Annotated in this window: 24 protein-coding genes and 2 pseudogenes; 18 read left to right on the forward strand and 8 right to left on the reverse strand. The window is 70.3% G+C overall.

The features are described 5' to 3' along the window. Nucleotides 1-136: 136 nt before the first annotated feature. Complete coding sequence (locus KVT44_RS35180; protein WP_254650341.1) at nt 137-1,639, forward strand: amino acid permease; 1,503 nt, start codon at nt 137-139, stop codon at nt 1,637-1,639. A 72-nt stretch (nt 1,640-1,711) separates the two neighbouring features. Here KVT44_RS35180 and KVT44_RS35185 read toward each other — a convergent pair whose 3' ends face one another. After that, nucleotides 1,712-2,392 carry a DUF6445 family protein gene (locus tag KVT44_RS35185; protein ID WP_217571410.1) on the reverse strand — a complete coding sequence of 227 codons (681 nt, stop codon included), beginning with the start codon at nt 2,390-2,392 and terminating at the stop codon, nt 1,712-1,714. 206 nt (nt 2,393-2,598) lie between these two features. Here KVT44_RS35185 and rpmF point away from each other — a divergent pair, with 206 nt between their 5' ends. From rpmF to KVT44_RS35200, 3 genes are all read left to right on the forward strand, one after another. After that, nucleotides 2,599-2,769: a 50S ribosomal protein L32 gene (gene rpmF, locus KVT44_RS35190; RefSeq protein ID WP_060898204.1), complete on the forward strand. Its 171-nt coding sequence runs from the start codon at nt 2,599-2,601 to the stop codon at nt 2,767-2,769. Nucleotide 2,770: 1 nt separating this feature from the next. Then, the gene (locus tag KVT44_RS35195; protein ID WP_217571412.1) at nt 2,771-3,733 is read left to right on the forward strand and encodes an ATP-binding protein; all 963 of its coding nucleotides are present in this window, start codon (nt 2,771-2,773) and stop codon (nt 3,731-3,733) included. A 67-nt stretch (nt 3,734-3,800) separates the two neighbouring features. After that, entirely contained in the window at nt 3,801-4,193 is a 393-nt protein-coding gene (locus tag KVT44_RS35200) for an SCO5389 family protein (protein WP_060898206.1), read from the forward strand. A gap of 24 nt (nt 4,194-4,217) precedes the next feature. Here the strand turns inward: KVT44_RS35200 and KVT44_RS35205 are convergent, their stop codons facing one another. Then, nucleotides 4,218-6,686, reverse strand: a complete 2,469-nt coding sequence (locus KVT44_RS35205; protein WP_308314197.1) for a SpoIIE family protein phosphatase — start codon at nt 6,684-6,686, stop codon at nt 4,218-4,220. A 169-nt stretch (nt 6,687-6,855) separates the two neighbouring features. Here KVT44_RS35205 and KVT44_RS35210 point away from each other — a divergent pair, with 169 nt between their 5' ends. Next, the gene (locus tag KVT44_RS35210) at nt 6,856-7,614 is read left to right on the forward strand and encodes a peptidoglycan-binding protein (protein WP_217571413.1); all 759 of its coding nucleotides are present in this window, start codon (nt 6,856-6,858) and stop codon (nt 7,612-7,614) included. Between the two features lie 74 nt (nt 7,615-7,688). Here the strand turns inward: KVT44_RS35210 and KVT44_RS35215 are convergent, their stop codons facing one another. Continuing rightward, nucleotides 7,689-8,543 carry an alpha/beta fold hydrolase gene (locus KVT44_RS35215; protein ID WP_217571414.1) on the reverse strand — a complete coding sequence of 285 codons (855 nt, stop codon included), beginning with the start codon at nt 8,541-8,543 and terminating at the stop codon, nt 7,689-7,691. After that, nucleotides 8,540-9,493, reverse strand: a complete 954-nt coding sequence (locus KVT44_RS35220) for an alpha/beta hydrolase (RefSeq protein ID WP_254650312.1) — start codon at nt 9,491-9,493, stop codon at nt 8,540-8,542. The genes KVT44_RS35215 and KVT44_RS35220 overlap by 4 nt, the downstream gene beginning before the upstream one ends. Nucleotides 9,494-9,780: 287 nt before the next feature. On the opposite strand from KVT44_RS35220, the gene KVT44_RS58635 reads away from it, so the two are divergent. The 4 genes from KVT44_RS58635 to KVT44_RS35240 all read left to right on the forward strand — a co-directional run bounded on the left by KVT44_RS58635 (nt 9,781) and on the right by KVT44_RS35240 (nt 12,669). After that, a complete protein-coding gene (locus KVT44_RS58635; RefSeq protein WP_254650313.1) occupies nt 9,781-10,503 on the forward strand; it encodes a hypothetical protein in 723 nt (240 codons plus the stop codon). Between the two features lie 229 nt (nt 10,504-10,732). Next, the gene (locus KVT44_RS35230; protein WP_217571415.1) at nt 10,733-11,089 is read left to right on the forward strand and encodes a hypothetical protein; all 357 of its coding nucleotides are present in this window, start codon (nt 10,733-10,735) and stop codon (nt 11,087-11,089) included. A 323-nt stretch (nt 11,090-11,412) separates the two neighbouring features. Further along, a complete protein-coding gene (locus KVT44_RS35235; protein WP_217571416.1) occupies nt 11,413-11,919 on the forward strand; it encodes a hypothetical protein in 507 nt (168 codons plus the stop codon). 150 nt (nt 11,920-12,069) lie between these two features. Beyond that, complete coding sequence (locus tag KVT44_RS35240) at nt 12,070-12,669, forward strand: cation transporter (protein WP_217571417.1); 600 nt, start codon at nt 12,070-12,072, stop codon at nt 12,667-12,669. A gap of 39 nt (nt 12,670-12,708) precedes the next feature. On the opposite strand, the gene KVT44_RS35245 is transcribed toward KVT44_RS35240, so the two are convergent. Then, entirely contained in the window at nt 12,709-13,374 is a 666-nt protein-coding gene (locus KVT44_RS35245) for a nitroreductase (RefSeq protein WP_217571461.1), read from the reverse strand. Nucleotides 13,375-13,399: 25 nt separating this feature from the next. Here KVT44_RS35245 and KVT44_RS35250 point away from each other — a divergent pair. Then, nucleotides 13,400-14,058, forward strand: a pseudogene (locus KVT44_RS35250) (SDR family NAD(P)-dependent oxidoreductase); the annotation flags it as partial. Between the two features lie 137 nt (nt 14,059-14,195). On the opposite strand, the gene KVT44_RS35255 reads toward KVT44_RS35250, so the two are convergent. Then, nucleotides 14,196-14,876, reverse strand: a complete 681-nt coding sequence (locus tag KVT44_RS35255) for a GntR family transcriptional regulator (RefSeq protein ID WP_217571418.1) — start codon at nt 14,874-14,876, stop codon at nt 14,196-14,198. A gap of 93 nt (nt 14,877-14,969) precedes the next feature. On the opposite strand from KVT44_RS35255, the gene KVT44_RS35260 reads away from it, so the two are divergent. The 4 genes from KVT44_RS35260 to KVT44_RS35275 all read left to right on the forward strand — a co-directional run bounded on the left by KVT44_RS35260 (nt 14,970) and on the right by KVT44_RS35275 (nt 18,715). Next, nucleotides 14,970-15,506, forward strand: a complete 537-nt coding sequence (locus KVT44_RS35260; RefSeq protein WP_099918963.1) for a YbhB/YbcL family Raf kinase inhibitor-like protein — start codon at nt 14,970-14,972, stop codon at nt 15,504-15,506. Continuing rightward, nucleotides 15,503-16,366: a hypothetical protein gene (locus KVT44_RS35265; RefSeq protein ID WP_217571419.1), complete on the forward strand. Its 864-nt coding sequence runs from the start codon at nt 15,503-15,505 to the stop codon at nt 16,364-16,366. The genes KVT44_RS35260 and KVT44_RS35265 overlap by 4 nt, the downstream gene beginning before the upstream one ends. Before the next feature lie 307 nt (nt 16,367-16,673). Continuing rightward, a complete protein-coding gene (locus KVT44_RS35270) occupies nt 16,674-17,078 on the forward strand; it encodes an actin depolymerization factor/cofilin-like domain-containing protein (protein ID WP_190171172.1) in 405 nt (134 codons plus the stop codon). A gap of 323 nt (nt 17,079-17,401) precedes the next feature. Continuing rightward, nucleotides 17,402-18,715 (forward strand): XRE family transcriptional regulator, encoded by a 1,314-nt coding sequence (locus KVT44_RS35275; RefSeq protein ID WP_217571421.1) that lies wholly within the window; start codon nt 17,402-17,404, stop codon nt 18,713-18,715. Here KVT44_RS35275 and KVT44_RS60670 read toward each other — a convergent pair. Next, nucleotides 18,690-19,187, reverse strand: coding sequence for a peptidoglycan-binding protein (locus KVT44_RS60670; RefSeq protein ID WP_217571423.1), 498 nt, complete (start codon nt 19,185-19,187; stop codon nt 18,690-18,692). The genes KVT44_RS35275 and KVT44_RS60670 overlap by 26 nt on opposite strands. 240 nt (nt 19,188-19,427) lie before the next feature. Between KVT44_RS60670 and KVT44_RS35285 the strand changes: the two genes are divergently transcribed. After that, the gene (locus tag KVT44_RS35285) at nt 19,428-20,336 is read left to right on the forward strand and encodes an XRE family transcriptional regulator (protein WP_217571425.1); all 909 of its coding nucleotides are present in this window, start codon (nt 19,428-19,430) and stop codon (nt 20,334-20,336) included. A 112-nt stretch (nt 20,337-20,448) separates the two neighbouring features. On the opposite strand, the gene KVT44_RS35290 is transcribed toward KVT44_RS35285, so the two are convergent. Then, complete coding sequence (locus KVT44_RS35290; RefSeq protein WP_217571427.1) at nt 20,449-20,880, reverse strand: hypothetical protein; 432 nt, start codon at nt 20,878-20,880, stop codon at nt 20,449-20,451. 301 nt (nt 20,881-21,181) lie between these two features. On the opposite strand from KVT44_RS35290, the gene KVT44_RS35295 reads away from it, so the two are divergent. The 3 genes and pseudogenes from KVT44_RS35295 to KVT44_RS35305 all read left to right on the forward strand — a co-directional run. Beyond that, nucleotides 21,182-21,436: a hypothetical protein gene (locus KVT44_RS35295; protein ID WP_254650314.1), complete on the forward strand. Its 255-nt coding sequence runs from the start codon at nt 21,182-21,184 to the stop codon at nt 21,434-21,436. A gap of 151 nt (nt 21,437-21,587) precedes the next feature. Next, a complete protein-coding gene (locus tag KVT44_RS35300; protein ID WP_217571431.1) occupies nt 21,588-22,151 on the forward strand; it encodes a hypothetical protein in 564 nt (187 codons plus the stop codon). Nucleotides 22,152-22,615: 464 nt separating this feature from the next. Next, nucleotides 22,616-22,972: pseudogene (locus KVT44_RS35305) on the forward strand (hypothetical protein); the annotation flags it as partial.

The raw sequence follows: 22,972 nt of genomic DNA on the forward strand, positions 1-22,972 counted from the left end.
CCTTCGCGCGAGGTGCGCCGTCCGCGCCGTACACCCTCCCAACCGGCCCAGCACACAAAGGGGATCACCCGTGGCTTCGGACAACACCCTGGACAAGACCGGCTCACCCGGACCGAACGACAGCGCGGCACCCACGATGACCGACGACGAGGCCCGGCTGCACCAGCTCGGCTACGCGCAGGAACTCGAGCGCAGCATGTCGCCGTTCTCGAACTTCGCCGTCTCGTTCACGATCATCTGCATCCTCTCCGGCTGTATGACGCTCTACGGCTTCGGCATGAACACCGGCGGCCCCGCCGTCATGGTGTGGGGCTGGCCGATCGTCGGTGTCCTCACCCTCACCGTCGGCCTGGGCATGGCCGAGGTGTGCTCCAGCTACCCGACCGCGGGCGGCCTCTACTACTGGGCGGCCAAGCTCGCCAAGAGCAGAGGCCCGGCCTGGGCCTGGTTCACGGGCTGGTTCAACTTCCTCGGCCAGGTCGCCGTCACCGCGGGCATCGACTTCGGTCTGGCCCAGTTCCTCAACGCCTTCCTGGACCTCCAGTTCGGCTTCACCGCCACCCCCGGCCACACCGTGCTCCTCTTCGGCATCACCCTGCTCGTCCACGCGCTCCTCAACGTGCGTGGCGTCAAGCTCGTCGCCCTGCTCAACAACATCAGCGTGTGGTGGCAGGTCATCGGGGTGGCGGTCGTCGTCCTCGCGCTGGTCGTCTTCCCCTCCCACCACCAGTCGGCGGGCTTCGTCTTCGGCCACTTCGTCAACAACACCGGCTGGGGATCCGGCCTGTACGTCTCCCTGCTGGGCCTGCTGCTCGCCCAGTACACCCTGACCGGCTTCGACGCCTCGGCCCACATGACCGAGGAGACCCACGACGCGGCCCGCTCCGGACCGCGCGGCATCGTCAACTCCATCCTCGTCTCGCTGGTGGCGGGCTGGATCCTGCTGATCGGCGTCACCTTCGCGATCCAGAGCTACGACGGCGCGCTCGGCAGCTCCACCGGTGTGCCCCCGGTGCAGATCTTCCTCGACGCCCTGGGCGACACCGGCGGCAAGCTGCTGCTCCTCATCGTCATAGGCGCCCAGTTCTTCTGCGGCATGTCCTCGGTGACGGCCAACTCCCGGATGATCTACGCCTTCTCGCGGGACGGCGCGCTGCCGGGCTCGGCGTTCTGGCACCGGATCAGTGACCGCACCCGGACGCCGTCCAACGCGGTGTGGCTCGCCTCGGGCGGCGCCTTCCTCCTCGGCCTGCCCTACCTGATCAACCCCACCGCGTACGCCGCCGTCACCTCGATCGCGGTCATCGGACTGTTCATCGCCTACGTCATCCCGATCTATCTGCGGCTGCGCCAGGGCGACGACTTCGCGGCCGGACCCTGGAACCTCGGCCGCTGGAGCAAGCCCGTCGCGGTCGTCGCCGTGGGCTGGGTCGCCTGCGTGACCGTTCTCTTCATGCTCCCGCAGGTCAGCCCGGTCACCGCCAAGTCCTTCAACTACGCGCCGATCGCGGTCGTCGCCGTCCTCGGCTTCGCCGGCGCCTGGTGGATGCTGTCGGCCCGCAAGTGGTTCACCGGCCCCAAGGTCCAGGGCAGCGCCGACGAGCTGGCCTCCATCGAACGCGAACTCATGGGCAACTGAGCACCACCGCCCCGCACAGCCGAGCGGCCCCGGGCCCCAAGGTCCGGGGCCGCTCGGCGTCGGGGTGCGGGCTCACGCCAACCAGAAGAAGGCCGCGGTCATCCGCTTGTCCTCCATCGTGCTGCCCCAGTAGCCGGTGGCGCTGTGCATCAGGTTGGCGTGGTAGAGGAGCAGCCGGTTGTAGCGGTGCGGGACCTCGAGGTCCTCGACGAAGGAGTCCGGCGCCACGAAGCGCGTACCGAGCGCGTCGACCAGGTTGTTGTGCGGAGCCGCCACCACGTTCCCGCCGAGTCGGCCGCCGGGCAGGCTCTGCCGGTAGAAGCTCGTTCCGCAGCTCTTGGGTACGACCGGGTTGAGATAGAGCACGGCGGCGTACCGGCACAGCGCGCGGGAGTCGGTGTGCGGGCGCGGTTGGCCCTCGTCCTTGCCTACCACCTGGACGCAGTTGTGATTGAGCGTGCCCCCGGAGGGCGTGCTCTGCACCCACAGCTCCTTCGCGCCGGTGGCCTTCTTCACCAGCCGTTCCACACGGGCCAGTTCACCCGGTTCGAGCCCCGGCATCGTCCGCAGGCCCGGCCAGCTCTCCGAGGTGTACGGGTAGCCCTTGGCCCACTCGTCCTTGGCGAGACAGCGCGCCCGGACGGCGTCCACGTCGGGCAGCACATCGTCGAAGACCCAGTAGTCCCGGTCACGGGTCGGTTTCCGATACGGGAGGACAGGGAGAGCCGGAGTCCGTGGGGGGTGTGAGGACATGCGGCCGACCATAGTGGCGGCGTCGGTCACCACTCGCCTAGGAATTGGTCAACAATCTGTCAACTTCGCTTGGTCGCACGGCTGTCGGCGCGCCCTCTGTGTCTCGCGCATGCTCCGTGCGCATCCCGCGCGTCCCGCGCGCCAGCTTGGAAATGAGATCCATTTTCAGATAGCGTCAGTCGTGTCCACCTACCTTGGAGACCGACATGGCCGTGCCCAAACGCAAGATGTCCCGCAGCAACACCCGCCACCGCCGCGCCCAGTGGAAGGCCGCCACGGCGCGACTCGTCCCGATCACCGTCGACGGCGCCTCCCACCTCGTACCCCAGCGACTGGCCAAGGCGTACGAGCGCGGCCTGCTGCGCCCGGAGGGCTGACATGCGCGCGGCCTTCGTCGGAAAGGGCGGCAGCGGCAAGACCACGCTGTCGGCCCTCTTCTCCCGCGAGCTGGCGCACTCCGGCGCGCCCGTCGTCGCCATCGACGGCGACATCAACCAGCACCTGGCACACGCCCTCGGCCTCGGCGACGACGAGACCTTCGCCGCCCCGCCCCTCAGTACGCGACTCGGCGAGATCAAGGCCCACCTGCGCGGCAGCAACCCGCGCATCACCGCGCCCGAGGCCATGATCAAGACCACCCCGCCGGGCCGCGGCTCACGCCTGCTGCGCCTCCTCGGCGACGACCCGGTGCACACCCCGCACCTCCAACGGGTGGGCGGCGTACCGCTGATGGTCACCGGTGAGTTCGACGAGAGCGATCTCGGCGTGGCCTGCTACCACTCCAAACTCGGAGCGGTGGAGCTGTACCTCAACCATCTCGTCGACGGGCCCGGCGAGTACGTCGTCGTCGACATGACCGCCGGTGCCGACGCCTTCGCCTCCGGACTGTTCACCCGCTTCGACATGACCTTCCTGGTCGCCGAACCCACCCGCAAGGGCGTCTCCGTCTACCGCCAGTACCGCGACCACGCCGAGGAGTTCGGCATCCCGATCGCGGTGATCGGCAACAAGGTCACAGGCGAGGACGACCTGCTCTTCCTCAAGGAACACGTCGGCGACGACCTCCTGACGTACGTCCGGCACTCCTCCTGGGTGCGCGCCCAGGAGCAGGGCCGACCCCACGGCGACCTCGAACCGCACAACATCCACGCGCTGCGCCGCATGCGGACGGCCCTGGACGCCCGTACCAAGGACTGGACGGCCTTCCAGGAACACGCCGTCGCCTTCCACCTCCGCAACGCCGCCGCCTGGGCCGACCGGGCCACCGGCACCGACCTCTCCGCACAGATCGACCCCGACTTCCGGCACGGCCCCACCGCCCTCGAGTCGTCCTCCGACTGATCCCCCACGTACGACCCGATGGCGACCCGCGCACCACGAACCACCTACCGACAGGACTGCCACTCTCATGTCACTCGACGTCTCCCCGAAGCTGCTCGCCGAAGCCGAACGCGGTCCGGTCCGCGAAGCGGACTTCGTGGACACCGTCCGTACGTCCCTGCCGTACGCGTACGACCTCATCGCCGACCTGGCTCATCAACTCCGTGACGGGACAGCTGAGTTCGCCGACAACCACACTCCGCCGCCCTCCGAGAAGGAACGCGGCCAGCTGCTGCGGGCCCTCGCCAGCGACGCGATCCGCGGCAGCCTGGAGCGGCACTTCGGCGTCACCCTCGCCTTCATGAACTGCCACCGCGTCGCCGTCTTCCGCCCCGAGGACCGGGGCGGCGCGACCCACTCCCGGTTCACCTCGCAGCGTTCGCAGATCCTCAACCAGTCACCCGAGTTCCGCGACTGCTGAACCCCGCGGCCGCGCGTCCGTCCGTCACATCGCGGGCTGGGTGGTCAGCGACTGCTCGGCCCAGATGACCTTCCCCTCGGGGGTGTAGCGGGTGCCCCAGCGCCGGGTGAACTGGGAGATCAGGAACAGCCCGCGGCCACCCTCGTCGGTGGTCTTCGGATGCCGCAGATGCGGGGCGGTCGCGGCGCCGTCGGAGACCTCGCAGATCAGCGCCCGGTCGGTGATCAGACGCAGCCGGATCGGCCCCGAGGCGTACCGGATCGCGTTGGTGACGAGCTCGCTCACGACCAGCTCGGTGGTGAAGGCCAGCTCGTCCAGGCCCCACGCGCTCAGCTGCTGCGTCGCCACCTTCCTGGCCTCGGTGACCATGGCCGGATCCGTGGACAGGTCCCAGGTCGCGACCTGCTCGGCGCCGAGCCGCCGAGTGCGCGCCATCAGCAGCGCCACGTCGTCGTACGGCCGCGACGGCACGAGATCGTCCACGATCGTGCGGCACATGCCGTCCAACGGCTGACGGTGCGAGGCCAACGCGCCCCGCAGCCGCTCCCGGCCCGCATCCGGATCCCGTCCCGTGCGGGGCGTGGCGATCAGCCCGTCGGTGTGCAGGGCGAGCACACTGCCTTCCTCCAGGGTGAGCTCCACCGATTCGAAGGGCAGTCCGGCGACACCCAGCACGGGGCCGCGGGGAAGCTCCGCGAACGTGACGGTGCCGTCGGGAGCGATGACCGCGGGTGCGGGATGCCCCGCGCCCGCCATCGCGCACCGCCCGCTCACCGGGTCGTACACGACGTACAGACAGCTGGCTCCGACGGCCTGCATCCCGCTGGTGAGGGTGTCCGCGCCGCTGCCCTCCTCCCGGGCGGCCCGGCTGACCAGGTCGTCCAGGTGTGCGAGCACCTCCTCGGGCGACAGGTCCAGATCGGCGAGGGTCTGTACGGCGGCCCGCAGCCGCCCCATGGCGGCGGCGCCGTCGATGCCGTGACCGGTCACCTCGCCCACGACCAGTGCCACCCGGGCCCCGGACAGCGGAATGACGTCGAACCAGTCCCCGGCGAGGCCCGTCAGCTCGTCCGCGGGCCGGTAGCAGGCCGAGACCTCCACCGCGTTCTGCTCGGGGAAGCGGTGCGGGAGCAGATTGCGCTGGAGGACGAGTGCCGCGTCGCGCTCACGGGTGTAACGACGGGCGTTGTCGAGGCACAGGGCCGCCCTGCCGACGAACTCCTCCGCCAGGCTCAGATCGTCCTCGTCGAAGGGGTCCTCGCAGTCGCGCCGGAAGAACGTGGTGATCCCCAGCGTGACGCCACGGGCCCGGACGGGCACGATCATCGCGCTGTGCAGTCCGAGGTCGAGGAAGGAGGCGGCCGGGCCCTCGCGGGAGCTCGTGCTCCACTTCCTGGCCTGCGGATCCAGCCGCGCCTCACGCCAGGACCGGCCCTCGGCCAGAGCGCGGACCGGGGGAGAGGTCGTCTGGTAGGTCGCGGCCTCACCCACCTCGACAGCGGTTTCCGGGATACCGGCCCGGACCGACTGCTGTCCGGCACGCCGCAGTGACACCACGTCCGTGTCGCTCAGCCGGCCGGGCACCGGCTCGGCTCCCCTGAGCACGGACTCCAGCAGGTCCACGGTGACGAAGTCGGCCAGCCCCGGTACGGCGACATCGGCCAGCTCCTGCGCGGTGTGCAGGATGTCCAGACTGCGCCCGATGTGCTCGCCGGCCCGGTCGAGCAGCGCCAGCCGCCGTCGCGCACGGTAGCGATCGGTGACGTCGACAACGGTGTAGTAGACCCCGATCGGGCGGCCGTGGTCGTCCTCCAGCCGGATGAACGACAGGGAGTGAGCGGACTCGCGATGCGGCGCGGACCGTACGCGGCCCACGTGCTCGTACCCGACGACGGGCCGGCCGCTCTCCAGCACCCGGCGCATCTGCGCCTCCAGCGTCTCGGCGTCCAGACCCGGCTGGATGTCGGCGAGCCTGCGCCCCAGCCGCTGGTGCGGCGGGCCCCCGCCGAACTGCTCCAGCGCGGCGTTCGACCACACATAGCGCAGGTCCGTGTCCACGATGGCGATGCCCACCGGCGAGCGGGCGTTCATCCGCTCCAGCACCGACCGGCTCATGTCCCAGCCGGGGCCACCGGCCAGATCGGCGAGCAGCACCACCCAGCGCGTCGGACCGCCGCTCTCGCGTATCGGGACGGCCCGGACCATCACCCGGACCGCGTGCCCGTCCCGGTGCTGCGCGGACAGCAGTCCCGCCCAGCCGCCGCCGTCGCGGCACCGCGCCGTAAGGTCGGGGATCCGCGCCGCGTCCTCCGGAAGCAGCAGGTCGGCGGCGCGGCGGCCCATGACCTCGGAGGGCGCGTACCCCAGCAGGCGCTCGGCGTCCGCGGTCCAGCTGGTCACCGTCATCCTGGCGTCGAGCAGCAGCGGCGCGGCGTCCGCCATGTCGAAGCGCCGGCGGGCGGCCGACACGTCTCGTTCTTCGCTCGCAGCCACGGCGACCCTCTCCGCTCCCCGAAGGTGGTCCTACCCGCTATTTGCCCATTCTTCACGTTGTACGACCACGTGGGCTCGGGGGCCTGGGGCGTCGTTGAACCCCGGGGCCGCCGGCCGCGTATCACTCCACGGGGATGGCGTGAAACCGCGCGCACGGAAGGAGAGCAGTGTGCCGACACCGCCCGAACCAGGGCAGCCCGGGGGGCGACGGGCGATCGAACCCACCTACGTTCAGCGGCGCCGCCGGACGGAGGCACTCGCGCAACTTCTGAAAGAGGTGCGGGAGGAACAGCACGGGCCCGACGCGGACGAGAACTACGAGGTCATCGCCGTACCGGCCACGACGGTCACCGTGACGCCGTCGGTGGTCGAGGACGCGACCGAGGAACTGCCACCCGTCCTGGTGGGCGAGGACTACACCCGGGACGGGAGACTGGTGGGGGCTCGCGGGCCCTCCTCCGCTCCCGGCGTCCACCGCGGGCGTGGGCGAGCGGGCGAGCGGGCGTCCGGGTGGGGCACGGGGCAGCGCCGCGCGGCGGTCGTCATCGGGGTCACGGGGGCCGCCCTCGTCGGCTTCGCCCTCGCGCTCCTGCTGCCCGGTGGTGAGCAGGAGGCCGGAGCACAGGCCGGGCGAGCCCCGACCGGCGCGCCCACGACGGCAGCCGCCCAGGCCCCGTCCGCGAGCGCCGACCCGGACGGCGCGGGCACCCTCCGGGAGGGGGACAGCGGTCCCGCGGTCAAGGACCTGCAGCAACGGTTGCTCCGGATCCCGAACGTCTACGACCACGGCTCCACGAGCGGCACCTACGACGCCACGCTCACGGCCGCGGTCGCGCGCTTCCAGCTCTGGTACGGAATCCGGGGCGACGAGACGGGTGTCTACGGCAACGACACCCGCGCCGACCTCGAATCCCGTACGACGCTGTGACCCCGTATGGCTGTATGGCTGTATGGCTCTATGGCTGCAGAACGGCTGGCGAGCGCGACAGACCGTCTGGACTGTCAGGTGGCCGCGGACGACCGGGTGAACTCCCTTATAACCTGGGCTAGTTCCGTCGGCCGGTCCAGCGGGACGAGCGTGTAGCTGTCGTCGATCTCGACCAGCCGCCCCCGCCGGAGCAGCGCGGCGAGGCGCCGGCCGTGCTCGGGTGGCATCACGCGGTCGCCGCGCGCCCAGACGACAAGGGCGGGGCGGTCGAAGCTCGGCAGTCGTTCGGCCGCGGCGAGCAGCAGACCTTTGTCCGCCGCCGCCGCGCGCAGTGTGCGCACGGCGTCGCGGCGGATCTCCGGCCGTTCGAGGACCGGCCTGATCCACCGAGCGGTGGCGGCGTCTCCCCGGAGCGTCAGCCACCCGAAGGCGACCGGCATGCGGCGCAGCGGCCGCAGCCGCATCTGTTGCATGAACATCCCGAACAGCCGAGGTGGGAGTCGGCCGCTGAGGACGAGCGTGCGGCCCGTCAGCCCGGGCGGGAAGTTGTCGAAGGCGTCGCACGACACGAGCACGACCCCCGCCACCCGCGCCGCACCGTCGCCCATCATGAGCTGGACGAGCGCACCGCCGGTGTCATTGCCGATCAGGACGACGTCCCGCAGATCGAGGCGGTCGAGGAACTCCGCGACCAGCCGGGCCACCCCGGGCAGCGACAGGTCGGCGTCGGCCCGCATTCCGTGCCGATGCGCCCCGAGCGGCAGGGTCGGCGCCACGCACCGGTGGTCGGCGGCGAGCTCGGTGATCGTCTCGTCCCACAGCGAGGCGTCCATCATCAGCCCATGCAGCAGCACCAGCACCGGACCGTCGCCACCCGTGTCCCGGTACGCGACCGTCCCCGCCGACAGCTCGATCTCCCCCGTCGTCATCCGCGCTCCACGGAGGCGACGGAGGCCACCGGGGAATCGAGCACATGTCGGCGCAGGAACGACAACTCGGCGTCGACCGCCCGTTCGTGCGCGTCCAGGAACGGCGCGTAGTGCCCGCCGGGCAACCACACCAGCTCCGCGCGGGGCGCCCGCCGCGTCGCGCGCACGGCCGCCGTGGGCGAGGCGGACTGGTCCTGCTCGCATACGACGACGAGCAGCGGACACCGTACGCGGGAGGCGTCACGGCCGGGACGGTAGAACCCGAGGCCGAGCGCCGAGCGGGCCGCGACCTCCTGCCGCCAGTCCGGATAGCGGTCGCCGGGATTGAGCGCGCGCGGGGCGTCGGCCGCGTCCGGCGTGGTGAGGACGGCGACCGTGCCGGGCTCGCCGCTGAGTGGCACCAGCAGGGGTGGACGGCCGAGGAGGCCGCCGGCCGCGTCGAGGACGCCCCTGCCGAGCAGGCGCAGCAGGGCGAGTGGCTTCTGGTGGCGCGCCGCGAGGCGTGCGGCGGCCGGACCCCCGACGTTCGGCGTCTGGGCGATCACCGCGGCGAGGTGCGGGGTGCGCGCCGCTACCCGGAGGAGGTGGCCGGCGGATGCGGAGAACCCCCAGAGCGCCAGCCTGCTCCGGTCGACTCCCGGCAGGGTCGCGGCGAACGCGACAGCGGCTCGCCAGTCCGCCAACTGCCCGCTGACCGAGGCGACTTGGCGCGGCCGACCACCGCTCTCTCCGAATCCGCGATAGTCGAAGGCCAGCACGCCGAACCCGGCGTCGTGGAACCGCCGCGCGAACAGGTCGGTGCCCGGTTCCTTCGTCACGGCGAACCCGCCCGCCATGATCACACAGGAGCCGTCGCTCCCTGGATAGTGCCAGGCGGCGCACTCGCTGCCGCCACTGCTGAAACGGACTCTCTCCCGCTCCCCGGACACCGGATCGGTCACGTCGTTCATAAGGGCCTCCTGTCATAAGCCCTGTCATAAGGGCCTCCCGTGCGCGTCTGTCGCGTCTTTGCCGAGCGTCCGCATCCAAGAGGGTTCATGAGGACTCCGGTGTGACATCGCCGCGACACCTCGTCGGACTCCCCGGCGCGAACACACCTCCACGGGCCGCAGTAGTACCGCGGTGGAAACCGGCGCTGATGGAGCCGCCGTTCATCCATTCGGGGCATGCCGGCCACACCGGACCGAACGCTCGACTCCCGCGCCGGACAAGTTGAGAGCCATGCGAGCATCAGCGGGTGACCGACGATGAGGAGCTGTACGCCGCCGACCTGATCGGTAAGCGGCTGCTGCGGGTGACCACGGCTTGGCACCACTACGCCGATGGCGAGCCGTCGCTGCTGCATCTGTGTCTCCATCTCGAAGGGCTCGGCCCGGTCCACTTCCACACACCCAGCACTGGCCTGTCGCTGACGATCGACCAGCCGCACGAGCCGTACTCGATGGAGCAGTACGGCAGCATCGTGGTCGTCGAGAATCCACCTGGCCTGTCGGTGACCCGCTTCATCGGCGAGCCGGTCCGCTCGGTCCGAGAGATCGGTTATCGGGACGCGCGCGTCGACTTCGGGGCCGGACTCACGCTCCAGTTCCCCGGCGGGAGCATCCGCCTACTCGCCCTCGACGACGAGCTCGTCCTCGCCCACGACCAGCACCTGGGCCCTGTCGAGACCCACTTGCACGAGGACGTGATCCTCGCCCGGGTGGTGCAGACCAGCGGAGGCTTCCCGTCGCAGTGGGACGCGTGGACGACCGGCGGCCAGTACCTGTATCTGCGGTACCGGCACGGAGAGGGGACCGTCGAGCAGCATCCGAGCGAGGACATCGACACGTGGGACGGTGAGGAGTCCAGGCTTTGGACGAAGTGGGACGACGGGACCGACGGTGGCCACATCGAACTCACCGATTTCCTCGCCCTGGCCGGCCTACGGCTGGCCTCCACCGCCGAGATCTCTCGCGGATGACGACGCGGTCCCGAGTATCAGCGGCAACCAGGTGACGGAGGGGTGGGAATGGCACTGGAGATGATCCCGGACAGGCCAGGTCGGGAGGCTGTGTTCGAGCCACTCCTTGATGAGCTGTTGGCGCTGTTCAGTCCGGACCGGGTCCTGCCGGAGCGGAATCAACCAACTCGTCCGGCCGCTGGTGAACGCCCTCGGATACCGCTGGGTACAGGAGGAGATCATTCGGTACGTGCGTACCGGCTCCGAGGCAGAGAAGGTCGGCGCGACCATGGCCTGGTACTTCGCGCGCCCTCCTATCGAGTACGCGGAGTACGCGTCGTGGGAGGAAGGTATACCCACCTCGGAGAGCAAGGCAGCGGTGGAGGCCCTGTCGGATCTCCGTGACTGCTACCGCGATGCGGTCCTGGCCGCCTTCCTGTCCTGCGAGGACCCGGGAGTCCGCCAGGACCTCTCGCTGTGGGTGTCTCTCGATCCGTCCGTCTACCCGGACGACCTGCAGATCGCCCAGAAGCGGGCCAAGGACATCATCCTGGCCGATCCCGAGCACTACCGTCGGCTGCTCCAACGCTCTGTCCACCATGGGTGACGGCCCACTCCCGGTCACGGCTGCGGACGCCCTCGCCCCCTCACTCCTTCTACCTCGAGCCGGACGAGCACTGGGGCGCGGGATCGCTTCGAAGCGGTGGCTCATGCCCTGGAGGCGGTCGGGAGGGAAGCCGGCACACCCGCTCGTCGCGAGAACCGCATACCTTGAACATCGCCTATGCGCGCTGGAGCGACAGGAGACCTTCAGGCGCGCTTCACGAGACCGTGCCTCACGGGGCAGAGTCGGGAGTCGGGAGTCGGGAGTCGGGAGTCCGGGGCGATACAGGGATGCGATGCTCCGCCGCTCAGCCGCATACTCACGGAATGACCACCCTGTCCGCCGCGCACCGGTTCCGGGATCCGCGGAGCACGAAGTACGACTTCATCGGCTCGATCCTCGTGCGCTGCCCCAACTGCGCGAAGGTCGCTCACGTCGTGCCGTCACCCGCGGGTGCGGGAGACGCGAGAGCGACGCTGTTCACGTCCAGGCGTCTTGTCTGCCGCAACTGCGGGCTGTCACGGGTCTCGACCGCCAGTCGCGTCTCGTTCAGCCGGGGTACGGCTCAGCCCGCGACGGACCCGTACTTCGGCACGCCACTGTGGCTCCAGCGCGAGACCCGTCATGGGTGGTTGTGGGCATACAACCTGGACCACCTGAACCTGCTCCAGCGCTTTGTCCAAGCGCCGCTGCGTGAACGAGCACCCTGGTACGACACCAGACAGAAGATGACACTGGTGGCGCGTCTGCCGCTATGGATCAAGCGGGCGAGGAACCGGGACGAAATCCTGCGCGCTATCAGCCGGATCCATGCCTCACTGACCTCCGCCTGATCGGTACCTGCTGAGCTGGAACACCCAACTCCACCGTGCTGCTGCTCGGTCACGCCTAACCAGTGATCGCACTTCGCACGCGCAGTACTGACCGCCGGTCTCGGGCGCCGGGGGTGCCGGTGGCGAGTGCCGACTGGAGAGAATCAGGACGTGACCGCTCCGAAAGAGATCTCCCGCGATTCCCTGCTCCGCCAGGGCTTCGTCCTGGAATACACCACGCTGGCCTGGAACACCATCGGCATCGTGGTGCTTGCCGTCGCGGCGGTCTCCGCCCGTTCGGTGGCGCTGGCCGGGTTCGGACTGGACTCCCTGATCGAGATCGGCGCCTCGACGGTAGTGATCTGGGAGCTGTCGGGTACCGGTGAAGCACGTCAGCAACGCGCGCTGCGGCTGATCGGCGTCGGATTCGCGGCGCTCTCGGTCTACCTGCTGGTGCAGTCCACCTGGGTGCTGGCCGTCGGCTACCACCCGCGCCATTCGCCGCTGGGCATCGGGTGGACCGCGGTCACCGCCGTCGTGATGTTCGCCCTCGCCGCGGGTAAGGCCCGCACCGGCGCCGCCCTGGACAACCCGGTGCTCAAGACCGAGGGCCGCGTCACACTGATCGATGGCCTGCTGGCCGCCGCGGTCCTGCTCGGCCTGGCCCTGAACACCGCCGTCGGCTGGTGGTGGGCCGACCCGGCGGCCGGCTACGTGCTCGTCTACTACGCAGTCCGCGAGGTCCGCGAGATCTTCACCGGCGGCCACTGACTGACGACCCGTCTGTCGTGAGGATCACCGGTCAGCGGGTCATCCTCCGATGAAGCTCACTGTTTCTGTCATGTCCGCCCGCCCGGTGCGCAGCCGTGGCACGCCTTCCTTCTCGAATCCCACCGCGACACCGCAGAACAGCACGAGCCCGTCATCGGCTCCGACCACCTTGCTGACCGTCTCGCGATACATCGTCCACATCACCTGGGGGCAGCTGTGCAACCCTTCCGCCCTCAGCAACAGCATGACCGTCTGCAAGTACATCCCCGCGTCCCCCCACTGTCCGGGCCCCATCGTCCGGTCGAGGTAGCAGAACAGTACGACCGGAGCCCCGAACGCGTCCGAGTTCACGGCGGCGATCTTCGTGGGCCTGTCGGGGTCGTCGCGCTTGATTCCCAGCGCTTTGTACCGCTGCGCAGCCGCGGCGGAGAAACGGTCCAGATACGGTGAGGTCAGTTCGGCCGGGTACATCGGATACTCCCGCTCATCACCCGGGTCTCCCGCCAGCGCCCTGGCCGTCGCGCGTCTCTTCAGTTCGGCCAAGGGCTCGCCGCTCACGATATACACATGCCAAGGCTGGAGATTCCCACTCGACGGAGCCCGCGTCGCTGCAGCCAGCACTCGTTCGAGTACCTCTTTGGGTATCGGCTCATCGCTGAACGCCCGCACGGCTCTGCGACTGTCCACGGCTTCATACACATCCACGTCCTGTCGTCCTCTCACTCACTCCATGGCGGGCAGCGAAGACACGAGGGTGATCATCGCATCAGGCGAGCAGACCGGGCGGAGCTTTGGTGCTGCCCAAACTCGCCGACATGCCTCCGCCGGCCGACCACGAAGTGCTGTCGAAACTCACCTGCGTGCGCTGTCCGCTCTCATTCGGGCGGCGGGCGGCACCGCGGAGTACGTGGTGTGCGACCTGGCCGACGCGACCAGCATGCGCGCCGCCGTGGACCGCGCCGTGAACCGGTACGGCCGGCTCGACATCGTCTTCAACAACGGCGCGACGATCCAGCAGCCATCCGAACCACCGCCGGGACGGGCGCTGTTGTCAACAACTCGTCCGTCGGGAGCCTGATGGGCAACGCCGAGCTGCCCGCCTATGGTGCGATGAACCGGGCGGTCAACAGCCTCACCGAGTCGGCCGCCGTCACCTACGGCCCGGAAGGCATCCGCGTCAACGCCCTCGCCCCCGGTGCCACGGCGACCGAGATGATACGCACCTGGGAAGAGGGATCACCCGGTCTCCGAGGGCGACTCACGGCGCACACCCCGCTGCGCCGCGCGGCCGACCCGCAGGAGATCGCCCAGGCCGCAGTCCGGCTCCTCAGTGACCGCTCCTCCTACGTGACCGGCACGGTCCTACTGGTCCACGGCGGCGCGCGGGCCTGGGCCGGGGATGCCTCTGCCCCTGTTCACAGCCACTTGTTGATGGCCGCTACGAGGACTGTCGCTTCGTAGTCCTCCGGGTCGAGCTTCGGCGGACGGCCGCCGCACCCCACCTCGCCACGATCCTCAGCCGGGCATCACGCGTGCGGCTCGGTGTCCAGGACCATCCCTGACGTGGAGCTGATCATGCGGCGCAGGACGGCGTCGGCCCGCTCGCTGTCGCGGGCCATGACCGCGTCGAGCAGGTCCCGGTGTTCTTTGTGGACGGCCTGGTCGGTCCAGCGGTGCGTCTCTGCCGGTGTGGGTCGGCTCCACCGCCGGTACAGTTCGGCCTCTTCCCTCAGGGAGGCTGCCAGGTCGCGTAGCCGGGGGTTGGCGCAGCCGGCCAGGAGCGCGGTGTGGAAGTCGGCGTGGGCGATCAGCCAGTCCTCGCTGGGCTGGTCACCGTCGCCGCGTGGGGTCTGCTCGAAAGTGTGGTGGGCGGCCAGCACCTGAGCCTGCCACGCGAGGTCGCCCTCGCTGATGGCGCGGCTCAGGGTGAGGGACTCGATCTCGGTGCGGGTGTCGGTCAGGTCAGCCAGCCCGCGAGCGGTGACGTCGGTGACCTGGAAACCGTGGTGCGCCTCGGAGCTGACCAGGTTCTTGGCGACCAGCTTGAGCAGGGCTTCGCGTACGGCGCCGGTGCTCACCCCGTACTGCTCGCTGAGCTCGGGGAACTTCAACCGTTGGCCAGGCCGGAGCCGGCCGCCCAGGATGTCGGCCCGGATGCGGTCTTGCACCACCTCGCTGCGGGTCTGCTGCCCGGCTCCTCTCGCCACGGGACGGATCCTACAACATTTGACAGGTGGCAGTATTTTTAAAAGTGTGGTTGATTATTGAAAGTCAGAACGCCTGGCTCGATGGGAGACCCGATGAGCAGTCCGTACGACACCATGCCTGCCGTTCCCGAGTTCGCCGTCACGAGCGCGGACGTCACCGACGGGGCCCCGTTGTCGGTGGCGCAGTTCGCCGCCATGAGTGGCGTCGCCGGAGCCGAGGACCGCTCCCCCCAGCTGTCGTGGGGCGGCTTCCCGGCCGCTACCCGCAGCTTCGTCGTCACGATGTACGACCCGGACGCCCCGACCCCGTCCGGTTTCTGGCACTGGGCGGTGGCCGACATCGCCGCCGACGTGACGTCCCTCGACGCCGGCGCCGGCACGCCCGGCAACGGCGGCCTGCCGGACGGCGCTTTCCACGTCTCGAACGATGTTCGCGCGAACGCCTACGTCGGCGCCGCGCCACCGCCGGGAACCGGCAAGCACCGCTACTACATCGCCGTCAACGCACTCGACATACCGTCCGTGACAGCCCTCGGCATCACCCCGGAGTCGACCCCGGCCGCCCTCAGCTTCTTCATCCTCCAGCACACGCTCGCCCGAGCCGTCCTCGTGCCGTGGGCCGGCGAGTGAGGCCATTCGAGGCGAGCGCGGGACGCCGCTGCCACAACGTCGTCAATCCCGTGCACACATCCGTGTACTTCGCGCCGGAGCAGCAGGACGAACTCGCGGCGCTCGGGCTGGAGCGCGGCGCCATGGCCTACTTCGCGGGCCGCGCGGCCCCGCTCGGAGAGGTCGGCGCGGGCACCGTCACAGCGACGTTCTACAACTTCAACCATGAGCACGTGGCCCGGTACATCCCCGCCGCGTGGGCCGTCACCACGCCGGAGGCGGTGCTCGCGGCCCGGCTGCGCGGCGCGGACGGGACGCTGCGGCGGCTGCTCGGGGAGGAGGCCCTCACATCGGAGGAGATGGCCGAGGCGGCCGAGCTGGCGCTGCGCGCCACCGAGGCGTGCCGCCGCGAGGCGCGGCCGCTGTACGCCGCCAACGCCGGCCTTTCCGTGCCCGAGGAACCGCACCTGGCCTTGTGGCACGCCGCGACGCTGCTGCGCGAGCACCGGGGTGACGGTCACCTCGTGGCTCTGGCGGTGGCCGGCCTGTCCGGGATCGAGGCCCTCGTCCTGCACAACGCCACCGGTACGGCGCCGACGTCGGCGTTGTTCATGCGGACCCGCGGGTGGTCCGCGGAGCAGTGGTCCGCCGCCCGGGACCGGCTGTGCGAGCGCGGGCTGTTGGACAAGGCGGGGGACCTCACGGACGCGGGCGCGGCCCTGCGCGGTGAGGCCGAGGCGCTCACCGACCGCCTCGACGCCGCCCCGTACGACCACCTCGGCCCTGCCGCCACCGCGCGCCTCACCGAGCTGGCCGGCGGCTTTGCCAGAACCCTCAGGGCAGCGGGCGCCACCCCCGCGGCGCACTTCGGCAAGGGCTGAGGCCGAGGGCCCGGCCGAGGGGCCCCAGGGGCGTACAGCAGGGGCGTACAGCCGGAAGAAGCCGCTGACGCCGGACGTCTGGATCGCCGCCGCGAGGGCGGCCGTATCACCGGCGCCCGCCGGGGACTTCACGCCGCCGAAGCCGTCCACCGGCTCCGCGTCATGACCGCCCGACCAGGAGGGATACGGCCTGACCGGTTGATCACGATCTTCCCTCGCAACGAACGGGCAAGCGGCCCAGAACCTCCCGGGGAGCCTGTTCGTTGAGCCGCTTGGCCTGCTCTCCCAATGATCAGAAGGATTCGTCGTGAGCGGTGGTATCCCAGTGGACGACAGCTGTATCAGCGCCTTCCAGGAGCTGAAAAGCAGGCGGGACATCAACACAGTGATCTACCGGCTCAGCGACAACCTGGAGATCGTCATCCCCGACGCCAAGGGGAACCTGACACACGACGAACTACTGAAGGCCCTGCCGGCGGACGAGCCCCGGTACGTCGTCCACGACCTGCTCTTCGCAACAGCGGACGGGACCCGTCAGGAGAAGATCGTGCTCATCTCCTGGTGCCCGCCGGGGACGAACGCCGAGGAGAGGATCGCGCACTTCTCCGGCTACAGCACGCTCCGGAACCTGCTCGACGGTGTCCAGGTCCACGTACAGGCCACAGACCTGTCCGACATGGAGTACAAGGCGCTTGTCTCCCAGGCCGGTTGATCCGCCCCTCCCGCTGGCGGTGGCGCGGTCTGGATCGACGACATGCCGTGCCGGGCGATCAGCACGGCCCGCCGAGTGCCGGACGCCGGCACGAGGTCTCGGCGATCTGTGTCTTCCCCGCGACGGACCAGCCGCGCTCACCGTGCGAGTAGCCCGTCGACCACGCTCCCGGGCGGGGCCATACCAGTTGGGCCGGAGAGTCATGTGAAAGACGGCCACCGATCGGCGGCCCACGCGAGCGAGCCCGGCCACCCAGGAGGCGGACCGCCGATTTCCTGACCATCGAGTTCGGCGGCATTGGGCTCCTCGAACAGCGCCCTCCAGTGCAAGAGGTCCGCCTCGCTCGTCGGGAAGGTCTGATCGGGAGCAGTCGACAGTTCCGGCACATCCGCGGGAACGTATGCCGCGGATGCCTCCTCTGCTGGGCGACCGATTGCACCGGGGCCGCCGACGACAAGGAGAGCCTGTCGTACGCGGTCCTGGGCACCGAGGCCCCGTTCACCCCGCCCGTCGACCTGTGCACCCTGCCCTCGCGCGGCGACCCCCAACTTGCCGCCGATATCAGGGACGTAATGCACCGGCTGTCCCCCGAGCGCCGGGCGGTGCTCGTCCTGCGCGACGCGGAGGGCCTGGACGAGCGGGCCGCGGCCGAGTCCTTCACTGGGTCGGACGGCAGTGGCTCGGCGCGCTCGTACGATGGCGCGGTGGGGGGCAGGCCCGCTGCCCTTTCGGGGTGGGAGGAGCGGATGGCAGCCCGTCGGCGGCGCGGGCGCGACGACGTACCGGTGGAGTTGCAGCGGCTGGTGGGGGAGTTGCGGCAGTGCAAGGACCGGTGTGAGCTGAGCCTGACGTCGCTCGCCGCCAAGACCGGATTCAGCGTCAGCTCCTGGCAGCGCTACCTCGGCGGCCGCTCGCTGCCTCCCTGGGAAGCCGTCGACGCGCTGGGCCGGCTGGGGCGAGCGGAACGTGGCAGGTTACGAGTGGTCTGGGAAGCGGCTGCCGACGTCTGGGCGGATACCGACCGACCCCGTACGGCACTGGACCGGGGCCCGTCGCCGAAGGCCGGAGCGGGGCAGGAAGCGGCGTCGCATCCGACGGCGCGTTCACGCGGCCGACGGCATGCGGCGGCCGCGGTGGTCGCGGCGGTCGGGGCGTGTGCGCTGGCGGCCGTTTTGGCATGGCATCACTGGGGTGGAGACCGTGTGCCGGTTCCGCAGGGTGCGCCGGTCGGCGCACCGGCCTGGCCCTGGCCGCTGCACCCGACGGCGCCCCGGTCGGGTACGCCGTGTGGGCCGGTCGGTTGCCAGGGACTCGATCCGTATCGGCAGCGGTGCGACCAGGACGCGGTCACGGTGCACCGTCTCCGGGCGCTCGGGCGGACCCTGACGCTGCGCTGGAGCCCGGCCTGTCACGCCGGCTGGGCCGAGGTCCAGCCGGCCCAGGGAACCTCGGGGCTGCTGGTCGCCGGGGACGACGGAGCCCGGCAGGCGGCGCCCGCGGGTGCTGCGTGGACGGCGATGATCCCCGGCGGACCCGATGCGACGCGAGCCGCCGTGGTCGTGGCCCACTATCAGCTGGGGGTGTCGGAGTCCGACAGCTGGGCCGACGCCGTCACCGGCGGCACCGGGCCAGGGTGACCGCGTCCAGGCGCAGTTCACGGAACCGCCCGACGTCCCAGACCTCGTAGACACCGTCCCCGTTTCGGCGCAGCGGCAGATCGAAGCGGTCTCCGTGGTACACCGTCCAGGGCGGGACGACGGCGAGACGCCGGCTTGCCGCGCCGTACGTGGCCGGGCCGACGATGCCGTCCGCGGACAGACGGTGGTTGCTCTGCCAGACGCGGGTCGCCGCCACCGTCGTGGCATCGTAGGAGCAAGTGACGCTGGTGCGTGGCAGGTAGCCGTCCGCCCACAAGATCCCCTGCCACAGCCCCACCAGATCACTGGGCGGAGTGTGCCGCTCCTCCAGACGCGGAGCGGCCTGCCAGTCGTCGACCGGCGGTCCCTCCCCGTGCAGGCGGCTTCCGCCGGCCGACTGGGTTCCGCCGGCGCACACCGCCGCGAGCGCCACCGCGCACACGACCGCCCTGGCCGCCTCGACAAAGCCCACCCCTCAGTCTTAACGGCCCGTGGCAGGTCGGCGCACGTCCCCGGCGGACCTGGTACGGCATTGACCGAATACCGACCGCAGGCAGGGTGAAAAAATACAGTGATGCCGGAGATATCACCCGCCGGGCGGTCTAATCTTCTGCCCGACGGCTGTTCCAGCAGCACATTCGTTTCTATGCACGGTGCCGCTGTACGCGCCGTGCCGCGCGCCGGACGGTGCGCCGGCCGTTGGGGGACATCGATGAGGGAATGGGCTGAGTTACCTGACGCTCTGAGACCGGATGCCCGGCGTCTGGCCACAGAGCTCAGGCGACTCAAGGACCACAGCGGGCTGAGTCTGACCGCCCTGGCCGGGCAGACTTCCTACAGCAAGTCCTCCTGGGAGCGCTACTTCAACGGCAAGGCGCTGCCGCCCAGGCAGGCCGTCCTGGCCCTGGGCGAAATCGTCGGAGCCGAGCCGGCACGGCTGACCGCTTTGTGGGAAGACGCCACGATCGCTTGGAAGGACCGCGGTAGTGCGGAACGGGCCGCCGCCACGGCACCGGCAGACTCCGTGGTTGACGAACCCCGCAGCACACCGGCGCCCGTCGCGCGCCCGTCCCGGCCCGCGTTTCACCGTCCAGGACGGGTCGCGATCGCCGCGGCGTCACTGCTCGCCTGCGCGGGCGCCGGTGTGTTCATCGCCCTCGACCAAGGCTCCGGCCCCCGGGACCGTACCGGCCGGGAGATTGCGGCGAGTTCACCGACGCGGCAGCTGGAGACCAGCTGTTTCAGCGACAGCTGCACTGCGAAGGACCCCAAGCAGACCGGCTGCGCCGGTGACGCGTGGACCGCAGCCCTCACCAGGATCCAGGGGGTGTACGTGGAGCTGCGGTACAGCGACGCCTGCAAGGCCGCGTGGGCCCGGATCAGCTGGGGACGCCCCGGCGATGTCGCCCAGGTCATCGCCGACCACGGGCGAACCTTGCAGGCGAAGGTCCACTACGACACCGACGTCTACACCGCGATGACGGTGGCGATGACCCCGTCCGGAGCCAGGGCCTGCACCACCCTGACCGCCGGCGGCCACGGCTGCACGCAGCCGGGCGGTACCGAGAGGCTCACGGAACCCCCGAATCCCCGGACGACCCCGTCGCCGGGGCACAGCTGACAACCAGGCACCGGCCGAGGGCACTTCCCCGGGAGAACGCCACTCGCCGGCTGTACGTCCGACGGCGGCCCGCCCCTTCTCCCTGGCCGGGGGCGCCGCCGCTGCGGTGCGGTCAGCCGCGGACCGCCTTGAGCAGTACCTCGACGTCGTTCCCGGAGTGCCAGCCCGTCTCGTACTTGGGGCTGTGGTGGCGGGTGCTTGTCCAGGAGTAGTAGCGGAACCACGTCTGGTCGAGCCCGTTCCAGTGGGCGTACCCCGTGGCCACGTTCACCCGGGCGTACTTACCGTCCGTCTTGTTGTCCCAGATATAGAGGGCAGCGCTGGTCTGCTGCTTTCCGCCGACCTTCCGGTCGCACTCCATGTACCGCACGCCGACGGAGTTGTGGTCCGCGGAGATGGACTTCCACTTGGAGCAGGTGACGGCACTGGCAGCGGAGTTCGGCGAGGCGGCGGCCGCCACGGCGGAGGTCGCGGAGGTCGCGGCGATCCCGGTGACCGCGGCGAGCGTCGCGCAGGAGACCGCGATGCGGATGCGTACGTTCATGATCGTTTCGAATTCCTTCGTCCTGGGTCCGGGGCAGCAGTCCTTGTGTGCCGCCCTTTGCTCCTCCGACGGTGGCGGCCCCGCCCCTCAGGCCGCGAGGGACAGCCGGGAAGTGACCGATTCCCGGGAAGCGTCAGATGCTGACCTGCGGGAACTCCACTCGCGAAGACAGAACGGGGGGACGGCTGAGACGCACAACCCTCCTGCCCTGCCCCATGACGTCGTGGTCGGGGCGCTGGAGAGGGCGCTCGGGGACCAGGCGCATGAGCCCGCGGCGGCGGGCGTTCTGGTCGGGAGCGCCTTGAACGACGACGATCGGGAGTTCGTCGAGCACTGGTGCGTGCAGGTCGGAATGCGGGCTGTGTCCGGCAGCCCGCTGCTTGGGCTGGCCGGCTCGTGCCTGGGACATACCGCTCGACGGTTCGGACATCTCAGCGATGAGGCCGTTGCGCTGGCGTATTCCTGGGCGGCGCGCGCCGAGGTGGATTCGTCGGACGTGGACGATGGGGCACTCGACGGCCTCGACGACGTCCGGAGCTTTCTGCACCTCTGGTGAGGCGAATTGATGGAGCGGCGGATCATGCTGCCCTGCTCGGTGCGGCCGGTGCTGTTGCCCGTCGTGATCACACAGGGTGAAGATGCCGTGTGACCGGGGCGAATACTGCGAGGTCGTTCCCTGACACTGTGCGACCTTCTAATCTCGGCTCATGGACTGGTTGATGGCCGCGTGGGTGGGGGTGGCTGGTGGTGCCACCATGGAGGCCGTCGACGTCATCAAGTCCGTCAAGTGGCACCGCAAGATGCCATGGAACGTGCAGCCGGACACGATCGAGCCTCCTCGGCGCCGGCCCGATGTGCGGCCCGGCGAGGAGCAGTTGCCCGCGCCCGGCTGGCCGGGCTATTGCGTCGCCGCGGTGCTGCGGTTGTTCGTGAGTGGGGCCCCGACGGGCGCCCTCGCCGCGACCTACCCGCACAGTGTGAACCCGCTCGTGGCCTATCTGGTCGGCTTAGGGGCACTGTCAGCCGTTCAACAACTGGCCACGCTGGTGCCACTGGCGGTCAAGAGCGTCGGCCGGGCCGCCCTGGGCGGTGTGGCCGAGGAGGCACAGCAGCAAGCCCTTCAGGGCCAAGCGCAGCAGGCGTACGGTTACGGCCACGCCAACGGTGTTCCTCTCCGGCCGCAGGCGGCAGGTTCTCCCGCGGACAGTGCGCAGCCGGACACAGGCATCACCGCGCCACAGGGATCATCAGACGCAGGGGGGCAGGTATGACGCCGGCCGCTGAATCCTTCACCGGCCGCGTCCTGGCGGTCATCTCGCGCCGGTCGCCAGGCTTTCGGCCGCCCACCGGGTCGTTCAGGCCGGTCGACACTCGGGTGCGGACCGTCATCTCGCCAACTCCTTCGCCCTCCAGCACTTCCGAACCGCCCGAAGGAACCCGAGTCGGCACGAACCGCGCTGCGGCAAAGCCGAGTGGCGTCGCGAGCCCGCGCCGACCTCCCCTTGCGCGCCGTCTGCTGACTTCAGTCCTGGGCATCCGGGTGCACCCGGCGAAGGCGTCCCACGCGTCCGTGCGGAATGAGTCGGAAGGGGAGACGAGAGCACAGCTCACCGACCGCACGAGCAGCCCCGTCCCGCCGCCGCACACACCGAGCGCGCGACCACGGGCGCAAGAGGAGGGACGCCCCAGGCGCAAAGGCGTCGGCGTGCCGCACCGCGAGCCGGGCGAGGACCCCCTGGAACGCGGCTCGCGGTGGCAGGAGTCCGCTCCGCAGCATCTGCTGAGCGAGGACCGTCCGGAATACGAGCGGATCCTCGATGAGGCGCTGCGCTCCGCCCCACACCGCCCGGAACTCGCCGCTGTCGGCCGGCGGCTCAATGCCGAACAGCTGCGCACCATGGCGCTCAACGCCACCGCACTCATCACGGCGGCCGCGGCGACCGAGTACCAGCACTATGCCAATGTCCGCGAGGAACTGAGCCGCCCGGCGCCCTCCACCTCGTCGTCCGCCGACGCGTCGGGCTCCGCGGGGCCCGGCGCGGGCGCGATGGGGGTCGCCGCCACCCTGGGCGAGGGCACCGGGACCGCCGGG

Source organism: Streptomyces sp. GbtcB7 (assembly GCF_019091445.1).
Taxonomy (GTDB): Bacteria; Actinomycetota; Actinomycetes; order Streptomycetales; family Streptomycetaceae; genus Streptomyces; species Streptomyces mirabilis.

Excerpts from the sequence above, each read along its gene's own strand:
- KVT44_RS35300 (WP_217571431.1), top strand. The coding sequence starts at position 21,588 with ATGGACTGGTTGATGGCCGCGTGGGTGGGGGTGGCTGGTGGTGCCACC.
- KVT44_RS35235 (WP_217571416.1), top strand. The coding sequence starts at position 11,413 with ATGACCACCCTGTCCGCCGCGCACCGGTTCCGGGATCCGCGGAGCACG.
- KVT44_RS35180 (WP_254650341.1), top strand. The coding sequence starts at position 137 with ATGACCGACGACGAGGCCCGGCTGCACCAGCTCGGCTACGCGCAGGAA.
- KVT44_RS35260 (WP_099918963.1), top strand. The coding sequence starts at position 14,970 with ATGAGCAGTCCGTACGACACCATGCCTGCCGTTCCCGAGTTCGCCGTC.
- KVT44_RS35220 (WP_254650312.1), bottom strand. The coding sequence starts at position 9,493 with ATGAACGACGTGACCGATCCGGTGTCCGGGGAGCGGGAGAGAGTCCGT.
- KVT44_RS35195 (WP_217571412.1), top strand. The coding sequence starts at position 2,771 with ATGCGCGCGGCCTTCGTCGGAAAGGGCGGCAGCGGCAAGACCACGCTG.
- KVT44_RS35290 (WP_217571427.1), bottom strand. The coding sequence starts at position 20,880 with ATGAACGTACGCATCCGCATCGCGGTCTCCTGCGCGACGCTCGCCGCG.
- KVT44_RS35200 (WP_060898206.1), top strand. The coding sequence starts at position 3,801 with ATGTCACTCGACGTCTCCCCGAAGCTGCTCGCCGAAGCCGAACGCGGT.
- KVT44_RS35285 (WP_217571425.1), top strand. The coding sequence starts at position 19,428 with ATGAGGGAATGGGCTGAGTTACCTGACGCTCTGAGACCGGATGCCCGG.
- KVT44_RS35215 (WP_217571414.1), bottom strand. The coding sequence starts at position 8,543 with ATGACGACGGGGGAGATCGAGCTGTCGGCGGGGACGGTCGCGTACCGG.
- rpmF (WP_060898204.1), top strand. The coding sequence starts at position 2,599 with ATGGCCGTGCCCAAACGCAAGATGTCCCGCAGCAACACCCGCCACCGC.
- KVT44_RS35185 (WP_217571410.1), bottom strand. The coding sequence starts at position 2,392 with ATGTCCTCACACCCCCCACGGACTCCGGCTCTCCCTGTCCTCCCGTAT.